The sequence below is a fragment of the Pseudoxanthomonas sp. J35 genome (genome assembly GCF_000513995.1).
Lineage (GTDB): Bacteria > Pseudomonadota > Gammaproteobacteria > Xanthomonadales > Xanthomonadaceae > Pseudoxanthomonas.
The window spans coordinates 235569-247595 of sequence record NZ_AZVB01000003.1 but is presented as its reverse complement, the minus strand read 5'-3'; the positions used below and the strand labels follow the sequence as shown (position 1 = coordinate 247595).

Sequence of the window (12027 nt, the reverse complement as noted above, 5' to 3'; positions counted from 1 at the left end):
GGGTACCGGTCAGGAAGTCGCCAGGCGGCGACGGGCCAGGGACAGGAACAGCACGGCCACGCACAGCAGCACCACCACGTGCAGCCAGGGCGCCACGCCTTCGGCGAAACCCACCTGCAGCTGCGCGAGCCTGGCCAGATGGTACGACGGCCACAGCGGCGCGAACGTGCGCAGCACCTGCGGCAGCATCGACAGCGGCACGAACAGCCCGGACAGGAACGCCATCGGCAGGTACACCAGGTTGATCAGCGCCGGTGCGCCGCGCCCGCCGACCAGGGTGCCCAGCCACAGGCCCAGCGCGCCCATCGGCAGCACCGCCAGCACCACCACCGCCAGCAGGCCCAGCCACGCCGCCGGCGCCAGCCGCACCCCGCCCAGGCCGACGGCGAACGCCGACAGCAGGGCGAACATCACCAGCGAGAACAGCATGGCCATGCCGACCTTCGCCGCCAGGTAGGCGCCCGCCGGCATCGGCTGCGCGCGCTTGAGGGTGAGCAGGCCTTCGCTGCGGTCCAGCGCCACGGTCACGCCGAAGCCGAACAGGGCCACGCCGCTGACGCCGAACACGGCGTAGCCGGCGAACAGGTAGCGCGCCGCCTCGCCGCCGCCACCGCGCCCGAGCAGCACGCCGAACAGCAGGTAGAACAGCGAAGGGAACAGCAGGCTCGGCACGGTGAAGGCCGGCGTGCGCCACAGGCGCAGGAACTCGCAGCGCGCTTCCTGCATCCAGATGCGCAGGGTCGAAACGCGGGCGGTACCGTGGGTGATGGCGTGCATCAGGCAGCCTCCTCCTGGCGCGGGGATTCTCCGGAAGTCAGGGCGAGGAAGGCTTCGGCCAGGCCGGCGCGGCGCACTTCCAGTTCCGACAGCGCCGGATCCTCGGCCAGCAGCCGGCGCACCACCGGCTCGGCCGCGGTGGCGACGATCTCCAGCCGCCCGCCCTCGCCGGCGCGCGCGTCTTCCACGCCCGGCCATGCAGCCACGCGCGGCGGCGGCAGCGTCGACACGCAGCCGACCAGGCGCCGCGACACCCGCGCGCGGATCTCGTCGACGCGGCCCTGGGCCAGCACGCGGCCGCGGTCGATCACCACCACTCGGTCGGCCAGCGCTTCGGCTTCCTCCAGGTAATGCGTGGTCAGCAGCACGGCGCAGCCCAGCGCGGCCAGCGCGCGCACCGTGCGCCAGATCGCCTGCCGCGCATCGATGTCCAGACCGGTGGTCGGTTCGTCCAGGAACAGCACGCGCGGGCGTCCGCACACCGCCATGGCGAACTGCACGCGCCGCTGCTGGCCGCCGGACAGCTGGCCGTAGCGGCGCCCGCGCAGTTCCTCCAGCCCGGCCAGGGCCAGGCATTCGTCGACGCCGAGCGGATCGGGGTAGTAGCTGCGGGTCAGCGCGAGCAGCTCGCCGACCTTCAGCGCGTCGGGGATGCCCGCGGTCTGCAGCATCACCCCGGACTGGCGCCGCGCGTCCAGCGACTGCGGCGGCAGGCCGAACAGTTCGACGCGACCGGCGTCGGGACGCTGCAGGCCCAGCAGCAGGCCGACCGCGGTGCTCTTGCCGGCACCGTTGCGGCCCAGCAGGGCCAGCACCTGGCCGGCGTGCAGTTCCAGGTCCAGCCCGTCCAGGGCGACGGTGGCGCCGTAGCGCTTGTGGGTCTGGTGCAGGCGCGCCAGCGGCGCGGCGGCGCGGGCCTGCGGGAGCACGGAGCTTTCCGTGCCGGTATGTGTGGCGGTGTGCATGGGTGGCCTCCTCGCGGGATGGGGCCACTTTCCCGCGTGCGCTCGGGGCGCGGCAGTCATGGGGTTCATGCGAAGCGCATGACAGCTGTCACTGGGTCCGGGCCCGGGCGGACGGCACGATGCGCCGGCAACGCCACGCCGTGTCGAAGCGGGGTATTCCCGACCGTCGCGGCAGGTATGCGCACCGGCGGCCACGACCGGCCGCCTGCATGAAGTGACTTCCGGCAACTGGCCGGCGTGTACCCTTGCCGCGGACACTGGACAGGGACTGCTACGGGAACGCAATGAACGCTTCTTCCGAACTGCTCAAGGAACTCCGGCTGGAACGCAGCAAGGCCCCGCCGCCGCCGCCGTCGCGGCGCGGGCTGTGGATCGGGCTGGGCGTGGCCGCGCTGTTCGTCATCGCCGTCGTTGCCTGGCTGCTGCTCGGCCGCGACAGCGCGCCGGAAGTCCGCACCGCGCCGGTCGCGCCGATCGCCAGCAGTGCCGGTGGAAGTGGCGGCGCCTCGGTGCTCGACGCCAGCGGCTATGTGGTGGCGCGGCGCATGGCCACCGTTTCGGCCAAGGTCACCGGCCGCGTGCAGGAAGTGCTGATCGAGGAAGGCATGCGGGTGGAGGAAGGCCAGGTGCTGGCCCGCCTCGATCCGATCGATGCCGACGCGCAGCGCAGCCTCGCCGCCTCGCAGGTGGCCGCCGCGCGCGCCCAGATCGGCAGCGTGCAGGCGCAGCTGGCCGACGCCGAAGCCAATGCGAAGCGGCTGTCGCAGCTGGTCGGCCAGCAGCTGGTCTCGCGCGCGCAGTACGACCAGGCCATCGCCCAGCGCGACTCGCTGCGCGCGCAGCTGGCCACCGCGCAGCGCAACGCGCAGGTCGCCGGCGACCAGCTGCGCATCGCCGGCCACGGCGTGGACAACACCATCGTGCGCGCGCCGTTCGCCGGGATCGTCACCGCCAAGGCGGCGCAGCCGGGCGAGATCGTCTCGCCGCTGGCCACCGGCGGCTTCACCCGCACCGGCATCGGCACCATCGTCGACATGGATTCGCTGGAGGTCGAGGTGGAAGTGGGCGAGTCCTACATCGGCCGGGTGCAGCCGAAGATGCCGGTGGAGACCGTGCTCAATGCCTATCCGGACTGGCGCATCCCCGGCGAGGTGATCGCGATCATCCCCGCCGCCGACCGCGGCAAGGCCACGGTGAAGGTGCGCGTGGCGCTGAAGGAGAAGAATCCGCGCATCGTCCCGGACATGGGCGTGCGGGTCAGCTTCCTGGAGCGCCCCTCCGAAGCCACGGCCGGCGAACAGAAGCCGCAGGGCGTGCGCGTGCCGGCCGCGGCGGTCGTGCAGCGCGACGGCGCCGAGGTGGCGTTCGCGCTCGGCGATGAGGACCGGGTCGAGCAGCGCGCGCTGAAGACCGGCGCCACCTCCGGTTCCGAGCGCACCGTGCTGTCCGGCCTCGCCGCCGGCGAAACCGTGGTCCTGGATCCACCCGGGACCCTGAAGGACGGGGACCGCGTGCGCGTCGCCAGCGACAGCCCTTGAGCCCGCTCCTGCCTGATCCGCCGCGCCCGCGCGGCGGCCGATCCCCCGCCGACGCCGTGCGCGAAGGCCCCGACGAGGAACAAGCGATGACGTCCCTGGTTACCCTCCGCAACGTCACCAAGACCTACCAGCGCGGTCCCGAGAAGGTGCAGGTGCTGCACGGGATCGACCTGGAGATCCCCAAGGGCGACTTCGTCGCGCTGATGGGCCCCTCCGGCTCGGGCAAGACCACCCTGCTGAACCTGATCGGCGGCCTGGACACGCCCAGCGGCGGCGAGATCGAGATCGAGGGCGAGCGCATCGACCGCCTCTCCGGCGGCCAGCTGTCGAACTGGCGCAGCCACCACGTCGGCTTCGTGTTCCAGTTCTACAACCTGATGCCGATGCTGACGGCGCAGAAGAACGTCGAACTGCCGTTGCTGCTGACGAAGCTGGGCGCGGCCGACCGCGCGCGCCGGGCGCAGATCGCGCTGACCCTGGTCGGCCTGGCCGACCGCCGCGGCCACCGCCCGAACGAACTGTCCGGCGGCCAGCAGCAGCGCGTGGCGATCGCCCGCGCGATCGTCGCCGATCCGACCTTCCTGATCTGCGACGAACCGACCGGCGACCTGGACCGCCACTCGGCCGAGGATATCCTGGACCTGCTGCAGATGCTCAACCGCAAGCACGGCAAGACCATCATCATGGTCACCCACGACCCGAAGGCCGCCGAGTACGCGACCCACACCATCCACCTGGACAAGGGCGAACTGGCGGAAGCGCCGGCCGCGCACTGACCGGAGGGCACCGCGATGAAATACCTCTCGCTCGTATGGGCGCAGCTGTTCCGCAGCAAGACGCGGACCCTGCTGACCCTGCTGTCGGTGGTCACCGCCTTCCTGCTGTTCGGGATGCTCGACTCGGTGCGCGTGGCCTTCAACTCCGGCGGCAGCCTCGACGGCGCCAACCGCCTGATCACCACCTCGCGCCTGTCCATCACCCAGAGCCTGCCGGTGCGCCTGGAGCAGCAGATCCGCACCGTTCCCGGGGTGAAGGACATCACCTACGCGATGTGGTTCGGCGGCATCTACCAGGATCCGAAGAACTTCTTCCCGAGCTTTTCGGTCGCGCCGAACTACTTCGAGGTGTACACCAACCTCGAGCTGCCGCCGGAGCAGCTGCGCGCGTTCCAGGAGACCCGCACCGGCGCGGTGGTCGGCGAGGCGCTGGCGAAGGAATTCGGCTGGAAGGTCGGCGACACCATCCCGCTGCAGGCGACGATCTTCCCGCGCCAGGGCAGCAACGACTGGCCGCTGCAGCTGGTCGGCATCTTCCGCTCCAAGGACCGCGCCGCCGCGGCCGGCGAGGAGCGCCAGCTGGTGATGAACTGGACCTACTTCGACGAGGCCAACGACTACATCAAGGGCCAGGTCAGCTGGTTCACCGTCACCCTCGACAACCCGGCGCACGCCTCGCGCGTGGCCCAGGCCATCGATGCGCTGTCGATGAACTCCGACCGCGAGACCAAGAGCCAGACCGAGTCGGCGTTCCAGCAGTCCTTCGCCAAGCAGTTCGCCGACATCGGCCTGATCGTCACCTCGATCATGGGCGCGGTGTTCTTCACCCTGCTGCTGCTGACCGGCAACACCATGGCCCAGGCGGTGCGCGAGCGCATCCCGGAACTGGCGATCCTCAAGACGCTGGGCTTCAAGGACGGCACGGTGCTGTGGCTGGTGCTGGTGGAATCGGTGCTGCTGGTCGGGCTGGGTGGCCTGATCGGCATGGGCCTGGCCGCGCTGATCCTGCCTGGGCTCGCCAGCCGCGCCCAGGGCCTGCTGCCGCCGGGCATCCCGATGCAGACCTGGCTGGTGGGCGCGGGCCTGATCGTGCTGATCGGCCTGGTGGTGGGCGTGCTGCCGGCGCTGCGCGCCAAGCGGCTGAAGATCGTCGACGCGCTGGCCGGACGCTGAGGAGACACGGACATGAAGATGCAATGGCTCTGGAACCTGCTCACGGTCGTGCTGCTCGTCGTGGGCCTGGCCGTGTGGATCATGCTGCCGTGGCAGGGAGTACTCGCCGTGGCGGTGCTGCTGGCGCTGTGGCTGCTGCTGACCCGTTCGGGCCGGCTGGCGCTGGCGGCGGCGCGCATCGGCATCGCCAGCCTGCCGCAGCGCTGGGGGGCCTCGTCGGTGATCATCGTCGGCATCGCCGGCGTGGTCGCGGTGCTGGTGGCGATGCTGTCGATGGGCCGCGGCTTCCAGGCCACGGTCGCCGGCACCGGCAACGAGACCACGGCGATCGTGCTGCGCAGCGGTTCGCAGGCGGAGACCAACTCGGTGATCATGCGCGACCAGGTGCCGCTGATCGCCAGCCTGCCGGGCATCGCACGCGGCGCCGACGGGCGTCCGCTGGTGTCGGCGGAACTGTCGCAGGTGGTCAGCCTGGTCTCGCGCGAGGACGGCGGCGACGTCAACGCGCAGTTCCGCGGCGTGGAAGAGGCCGGCTGGGCGGTGCACGACTCGGTGAAGATCGTCGAGGGCCGCAGGTATACCGCCGGCCTGCGCGAGATCGTGGTCGGCCAGGGCGCGCAGAAGCAGTTCCGCGACCTGGACGTGGGCAGCACGCTGAAGCTGGGCAACCAGGAGTGGAAGGTGGTCGGCAAGTTCGCCTCGGGCGACGCGCACGATTCGGAGCTGTGGACGGACGCGCAGACGCTGGCCACCACCTACAACCGCGGGGCCTGGCAGCTGGTGTCGGTGCGTACCGAGGGCAAGGCCGGCTTCGAGCAGTTCAAGGCGGCGATGGCGGCCGATCCGCGCCTGAAGCTGGACGTGGAGACGACCAGGGCCTACTACGCCAAGCAGAGCGGCCAGCTCAACCAGCTGCTGACCATCCTCGGCACGGTGATCGGTTCGATCATGGCGGTGGGCGCGGTGTTCGGTGCGCTCAACACGATGTACGCGGCGGTGGCCGGGCGTGCGCGGGAGATCGCGACGATGCGGGCGATCGGTTTCCGCGGGCTGCCGGTGGTGGCGGCGGTGATGCTGGAGACGATGCTGCTGGCGCTGCTCGGCGGGATCGCGGGCGGTCTGGTGGCCTGGCTGGTATTCAACGGCTACAGCGCGTCGACCATGGGCAGCAACTTCAGCGCGGTGGTGTTCGAGTTCAAGGTGACGCCGGAGCTGCTGTGGTCGGGCCTGAAGTGGGCCCTGGGCATCGGCCTGGTCGGGGGCCTGTTCCCCGCCCTCCGCGCGGCGCGCCTGCCGATCACCACGGCCCTGCGCGCGCTGTGACGTGTGCCCCTCCCCATCGGGGGAGGGGTCGGGGGAGAGGATCGGTTGCCGGGCGACCGGTCCGATCGCGGGAACGACGAAGTTCCGGCGTTTCTGCCCGGGATCCGCGACCGCAACAGCGACGTCGACACTCACGGCCAAGGCCAAGGCCACGGCATCAGCAACAGCCACGACCACAGCAACAGCAACAGCAACAGCCACGGCAACAGCAACGGCAACAGCAGCGGCAACGGCACCGGCGTCAGCCTGGCGAGCTCCGGACGGAGCCGCGGCAGCGCAGGGGTATCGCGCATCGCGCGGTTCCGCGTCCTGCTCCAACGCGCGAACGCAGCACATCCATGTGCTGCTTGCGCGATACCCCCGCGCTACCGCGTCTTTCGGCAGGTTCGGGTCGTGGCTTCGCTCCTGCCTCCCTTTACCGGTGTGACAGGCGCCCTGCGCGCGGCGCTTCGTGTAGAGCGGGGCTTGCCCCGCTGCGGTTTACGCGATCTGGGACATCCAGCGTGGGAGTCGGGCAAGCCCGACTCTACGGGAGACGTAGCCCGGATAAGCGGAGCGCATCCGGGGAATGGGGGCCAGCAAGGCTCCCGTCCAGAACGTGGCGGGCGATTCCCCCGGATGCGGCCTGCGGCCTTATCCGGGCTACGCGCGCTGCCATGGAAGCCACGGCCTCCACGCGCCGCGGGGACCTCGTCCCAAGGGGGTATGGCGCAAGCAGGCCATGGATGGCCTGCGCTCGCGCGTTGGAGCCATGGACGGCGGAACCGCGCGATGCGCCATACCCTCTTGGGGCGGCGGCCCCGTCTGGAGCCGGCGCTTCTGCTTCTCGAGTACGCCCGCGCCGCCGCAGCGCACGCCGGAGCCATGAGACACCTACTCTCCCCCCTCTCCCTGAGGGAGATGGGCTCAGACCCGGATGCGGCCTGCGGCCTTGTCCGGGCTGCGAGTCACGCGCGGCGGCTGCGCCAGAGGCCTTCGCCGGCGTAGATCGCCAGGCCCAGCCAGATCGCACCGAAGCCGAGGGCGTGGGAGGTGCCGAAGGGTTCGTTGAAGAACCACACGCCCAGCAGCAGCTGCAGGGTCGGGGCGATGTACTGGAGCAGGCCGACCAGGCTCAGCGGGATGCGGCGCACGCCGTAGGCGAAGCCGATCAGCGGCACGGCGGTGACCACGCCGCCGAACACCAGCAGCAGGTCGGTGTCCCAGCCCCAGCCGCTGGCGAAGCTGCCGCCATGGCCCGATTCGGCCCACAGCACGTAGGCCAGCGAGGGCAGGAACAGGTACAGGCTCTCCAGGCCAAGGCCGGCCACCGGGTCCACCGACACCAGCTTGCGCACCAGGCCGTACAGGCCGAACGAGGCCGCCAGGCCCAGCGCGATCCATGGTGGGGAACCGGCGCTGATGGTCAACCAGGCCACGCCCACCGCGGCGCAGCCGACCGCGATCCACTGCAGCCGGCGCAGGCGTTCGTGCAGCACCAGCACGCCCAGCACCACGTTGACCAGCGGGTTGATGAAGTAGCCCAGGCTGGTTTCGACCACGTGGCCGGCGTTGACCGCCCAGATGTACAGGCCCCAGTTGAACGCGATCAGCACCGCGCTCAGCGCCAGCGCCGGCAGCGCGCGCGGCTGGGCGGCGAGCTTGCGCAGCCAGCCGAAGCCGTTGCTGAGCAGCAGCCACGCCACCACCAGCAGCGCGCTCCAGACCACGCGGTGGGCCATGATCTGCATCGACGGCACGGCCTTGAGCAGGTGCCAGTACAGCGGCACCACGCCCCAGATCACGAAGGTGGCGGCGGTGACCGCCAGCCCGCGCCGGTCCACCGCGGCGGCCTGCAGCGGCTGTGCGCTCATCGGCGCAGGACCTTGGCCAGGGTGATGATCACCACGCCGGCAAGGATCACCGCCATCGCGCCGAGGTCGTGGGCGGTGAAGCGTTCGCCGGCCAGCCACGCGCCCAGGGCCACGGCGATGGCCGGGTTGACGTAGGCGTAGCTGCTCACCAGCGCCGGGCGCACGTGGTGCAGCAGCCAGACGTAGGTGCTGAAGGCGACCACCGAGCCGAACACGGCCAGGTACAGCAGCGCCAGCAGGCCCTGCGTGGTCGGCGCCGCGTCCAGGCTCTCGCCGCACAGCAGGCCGGTCACCAGCAGCAGCGCGCCGCCGCACAGCATCTGCCCGGCAGCGGCCATGAACGGGGACGGCAGGTCGCGCCCGCGCGACCACAGCGAACCGAAGGCCCAGGCTACCGGCGCGACCAGCAGCAGTACCAGACCGGTCGGACTGGCGCTGAGGCTGCTGCCGGCGTTGAGCCAGAGCACGCCGAGAAAGCCGATGGCGATGCCAACCCATTCGATGCGGCTGGGCCTGGCGCCGTAGAAGATGCCGAACAGGCCCATCCACAGCGGCACCGAGGCCACCGCCACCGCGGCCAGGCCGGAAGACACGTCCTGCTCGGCCAGGACCACGAAGCCGTTGCCGAACAGCAGCAGCAGCGCACCCATCACCACCAGATTCTTCCACTGCGCGCGGGTCGGCGCGGCCACGCCGCGCCAGCGCAGGAACGCGAACATCGCGCCGCCGGCGACCAGGAAGCGGAAGCCGGACACGGCGCTCAGCGGCGGCAGGCCGCCCTCGAGCGCGAAGCGGATGCCGAGATAGGTCGAACCCCAGACCACGTAGACGATGGCCAGGGCGGCGGCGACGGCCAGCCCGCCGGTGCGGACCGGGGCCTGTACGGAGGAGGACATGGGGAGGACGCGCGGTCTAGACGGCCGCTGATTCTACCGTGCCCCCACGCCGCGGCTTGTGCCGGAAGTAGGCGTTCTGCGTTGCGGCGATGGCATGGCTGAAGCGCCGGCAACCACGCGCGGGGCGGGACTTCCGGGCGCGGCGGGGGCAGGCGCAGAATCGGGCCAGTCCACGCAGGAGCCCCGTCATGATCAAGCGCACGATCCTGTTGCTGCCGTTGCTGGCGGCCCTTGCCGTCGCGCCGGTGCAGGCGCGCAACGTGGTCACTGACCCTTCCGCGCCGCGCGCCCTGCCCGCCGATGGCCCGGTCAGCGTCGAATGGACCGATCCTGCCCAGTTCTCCGACCTCCGCTTCAGCCGCAACCGCTGGGAAGCCGAACAGGGCAGCTGGGTGCAGCAACTGGCCGAGTACCTGCAGGAACGTGCCGCCAGGCGCTTGCCGGAAGGCCAGCGCATGGACGTCACCATCACCGACATCCAGCGCGCCGGCAGCTACGAGCCGCAGCTGGGCATCAACTACCAGCACGTGCGCGTGCTGCGCGACATCTATCCGCCGCGCATGACCTTGCAGGTGCGCATTACCGATGCCGACGGCAACGTCGTGTCCGAGGGCGAGCGCAAGCTGTCGGACATGAACTACCTGCACAACGGCACGCAGCTGCGCAACGACCCGCTGCGCCACGAGAAGCGCATGATCGACGACTGGTTGCGCCGCGAGATCCCGGCCGACGGCGGCCTGGCGGCGAAGTGACCGCCTGGGCGGGCCGGCGGCGCAGGCCGCCGGCCCGACGCACTCAGAAGTCCGGCGCCAGCGCCTGCTCGATCTGCTCGCGCGGGGCGTTGGTGTAGTTCTTCGGCACCTCGGCCAGCACCCGCCCGCGGGCTTCCTCGTGCAACAGCGGCCGCAGCGTGCCCAGCGTCGTCGGGTCGGCGGCGATCACCAGGCCCGCGTAGCGCCCTTCCAGCGCGTCCTTGTTGAGGCGCAGCGCCAGCTGCCTGGCGAACGAAGCCTCGTCGACCTCGCGCGCGCCGACGTCGGCCGGCAGCACCGCCGGCATCACGCCTTCGGCCGGGTCCAGCTGCAGCGCTTCTTCCTGGTGCAGGCGCACCGCGCCGTTCTCCGTGCCGAGGGTGCGGAACAGGCGCGCCGACGCGCCGTCGGCGACCAGTACCCAGGTATCGCGGGGAATCCTGCGCATCATGCTTCCTTCCTGGTGGGCGAACCCCGAACCTAGGGCCGATGGCGTTAGCCCCGCGCGCAGGCCCCGTCACGATTCCGTGCGCGTCGTGCCACCATGTCCACGCAGCGCGCGTCCCCCACCCCTGCACGAGGAGTCCCGACATGAGCCGTTTCGACCTCACCCCGCCCACCCAGGCGCAGCGCGAAGCCCTGGTCGCCGGGCTCTCGGCCGAGGAACGCCGGGTGCTGCTCCAGCACGGCACCGAGGCGCCGTTCTGCGGCGTGTTCCTCGACAACAAGCGCGAAGGCACCTACTGCTGCCGGCTGTGCGGACTGCCCCTGTTCCGCTCCAGCGCCAAGTTCGACTCCGGCACCGGCTGGCCGAGCTTCTTCGAGCCGTATGCGGAGGAGCACCTGGGCCGGATCCGCGACACCAGCCACGGCATGGTCCGCACCGAGATCGTGTGCGCGCGCTGCGGCAGCCACCTGGGCCACGTGTTCCCCGACGGCCCGCCGCCGACCTTCGAGCGGCACTGCCTGAACTCGGTGTCGCTCGCCTTCGTCGACGCCGGCCAGCCCCTGCCCGACCCGCTGCGCCGCGGTGGCGCTGAAGCCGGCCCGGCCTGAACCGCGGCCGCCGTCGCGGCGGGGTTACCATGCCGCCCCCCCCCCCGAGAGGAGTCGTGCATGAAGTACCTGCTGCTCGTGTACATCGACCCGGAACTGCTCGAGAAGGTGCCGGCGGAGGAATACGACGCGGAGATGCGCCACTGCATCCGCCACGCCCTGTCCCTGGCCGAACGCGGCACCCTGGTGGGCTTCAACAAGCTCGAGGACCCGGAGCAGGCGCGCACCGTGCGCGTGCGCGAGGGCCGCACCACGGTCTTCGACGGTCCCTTCGCCGAGACCAAGGAAGTGCTGGCCGGCTACAACCTGGTCGAGGCCGACTCGATGGAGGAGGCGGTGGAACTGGCCAGGCAGTTCCCGTGGGCGCGCTACGGCAGCATGGAAGTGCGTCCGGTCGCCGACATGGACGCCGAGCGCGTGCGCGTCGGCGCCTGAGCCGCGCCGGCCTCAGCTGGCGCAGCTGGCGTCGGTGCCGGTGGTGACGCAGTGACGGAAGCCGCGCGGCAGGCCCTGCACCTGGTGGCGGCGGCCGACGGCCAGTTCGAAGCGGTCCAGTTCGTGGCGCTGGCAGGCCTGGTCGCCGCTGGCAGCGTGCGCGCCAGCAGGGCAGCTTTCTTCCCAGATGCGGTAGTGGCAGCCGCCGCTGGCACTGGAGAAGCACTCGAACACCGTCTGGCCTTCCACCTGGGTGGTCTTGCTGAACAGCAGTTCGGTGCCGTCCCCGACCACGCGGGTGATGCTGGTCGTGGTCGGGCGCTCGTCGACGCCGAACAGCGCGAGCAGGCAGGAGAGGAGGATGGTCAGGAAATGCATGGCACACCTCGGGGGGAACAGGCAACGCGGCATCCGGTCGCGCGCGGGGCCAGGGAACTCGGGGGAACCCGGGACTTCATGCGGCAACTCCTTGTGGATGCACGG

14 protein-coding genes are annotated in these 12027 nt (G+C 71.1%); 7 read left to right on the top strand and 7 right to left on the bottom strand.

From position 1 onward, the window contains the following. Positions 1-9 precede the first annotated feature (9 nt). Both PSEJ35_RS0104200 and PSEJ35_RS0104195 read right to left on the bottom strand, forming a co-directional pair. Positions 10-777: an ABC transporter permease gene (locus PSEJ35_RS0104200; RefSeq protein ID WP_028916707.1), complete on the bottom strand. Its 768-nt coding sequence runs from the start codon at positions 775-777 to the stop codon at positions 10-12. Beyond that, positions 777-1742, bottom strand: a complete 966-nt coding sequence (locus PSEJ35_RS0104195) for an ABC transporter ATP-binding protein (protein WP_051412482.1) — start codon at positions 1740-1742, stop codon at positions 777-779. Before PSEJ35_RS0104195 ends, PSEJ35_RS0104200 begins: the two co-directional genes overlap by 1 nt. Positions 1743-2026: 284 nt before the next feature. On the opposite strand from PSEJ35_RS0104195, the gene PSEJ35_RS0104190 reads away from it, so the two are divergent. From PSEJ35_RS0104190 to PSEJ35_RS0104175, 4 genes are all read left to right on the top strand, one after another. After that, positions 2027-3280: an efflux RND transporter periplasmic adaptor subunit gene (locus PSEJ35_RS0104190; protein ID WP_028916705.1), complete on the top strand. Its 1254-nt coding sequence runs from the start codon at positions 2027-2029 to the stop codon at positions 3278-3280. A gap of 86 nt (positions 3281-3366) precedes the next feature. After that, positions 3367-4056: an ABC transporter ATP-binding protein gene (locus PSEJ35_RS0104185; RefSeq protein ID WP_028916704.1), complete on the top strand. Its 690-nt coding sequence runs from the start codon at positions 3367-3369 to the stop codon at positions 4054-4056. Between the two features lie 15 nt (positions 4057-4071). Further along, positions 4072-5229: an ABC transporter permease gene (locus tag PSEJ35_RS0104180; protein WP_028916703.1), complete on the top strand. Its 1158-nt coding sequence runs from the start codon at positions 4072-4074 to the stop codon at positions 5227-5229. Positions 5230-5241: 12 nt separating this feature from the next. Next, the gene (locus PSEJ35_RS0104175) at positions 5242-6552 is read left to right on the top strand and encodes an ABC transporter permease (protein ID WP_028916702.1); all 1311 of its coding nucleotides are present in this window, start codon (positions 5242-5244) and stop codon (positions 6550-6552) included. Positions 6553-6683: 131 nt separating this feature from the next. On the opposite strand, the gene PSEJ35_RS17120 is transcribed toward PSEJ35_RS0104175, so the two are convergent. From PSEJ35_RS17120 to yedA, 3 genes are all read right to left on the bottom strand, one after another. After that, positions 6684-6845, bottom strand: a complete 162-nt coding sequence (locus tag PSEJ35_RS17120; RefSeq protein ID WP_198014141.1) for a hypothetical protein — start codon at positions 6843-6845, stop codon at positions 6684-6686. A gap of 654 nt (positions 6846-7499) precedes the next feature. Continuing rightward, complete coding sequence (gene rarD / locus PSEJ35_RS0104165) at positions 7500-8405, bottom strand: EamA family transporter RarD (RefSeq protein WP_037082298.1); 906 nt, start codon at positions 8403-8405, stop codon at positions 7500-7502. Continuing rightward, positions 8402-9301, bottom strand: coding sequence for a drug/metabolite exporter YedA (gene yedA / locus PSEJ35_RS0104160; protein WP_028916700.1), 900 nt, complete (start codon positions 9299-9301; stop codon positions 8402-8404). The genes rarD and yedA overlap by 4 nt, the downstream gene beginning before the upstream one ends. Positions 9302-9489: 188 nt before the next feature. On the opposite strand from yedA, the gene PSEJ35_RS0104155 reads away from it, so the two are divergent. After that, a complete protein-coding gene (locus PSEJ35_RS0104155) occupies positions 9490-10053 on the top strand; it encodes a DUF3016 domain-containing protein (protein ID WP_037082295.1) in 564 nt (187 codons plus the stop codon). 43 nt (positions 10054-10096) lie between these two features. Here PSEJ35_RS0104155 and PSEJ35_RS0104150 read toward each other — a convergent pair whose 3' ends face one another. Continuing rightward, positions 10097-10501 (bottom strand): host attachment protein, encoded by a 405-nt coding sequence (locus PSEJ35_RS0104150; protein WP_051412492.1) that lies wholly within the window; start codon positions 10499-10501, stop codon positions 10097-10099. 143 nt (positions 10502-10644) lie between these two features. Between PSEJ35_RS0104150 and msrB the strand changes: the two genes are divergently transcribed. Further along, positions 10645-11109 (top strand): peptide-methionine (R)-S-oxide reductase MsrB, encoded by a 465-nt coding sequence (msrB, locus tag PSEJ35_RS0104145; protein ID WP_028916697.1) that lies wholly within the window; start codon positions 10645-10647, stop codon positions 11107-11109. Positions 11110-11169: 60 nt separating this feature from the next. Continuing rightward, positions 11170-11544 (top strand): YciI family protein, encoded by a 375-nt coding sequence (locus PSEJ35_RS0104140; protein WP_028916696.1) that lies wholly within the window; start codon positions 11170-11172, stop codon positions 11542-11544. A gap of 12 nt (positions 11545-11556) precedes the next feature. Here the strand turns inward: PSEJ35_RS0104140 and PSEJ35_RS0104135 are convergent, their stop codons facing one another. Then, complete coding sequence (locus PSEJ35_RS0104135; protein ID WP_028916695.1) at positions 11557-11922, bottom strand: hypothetical protein; 366 nt, start codon at positions 11920-11922, stop codon at positions 11557-11559. Positions 11923-12027: the final 105 nt, after the last annotated feature.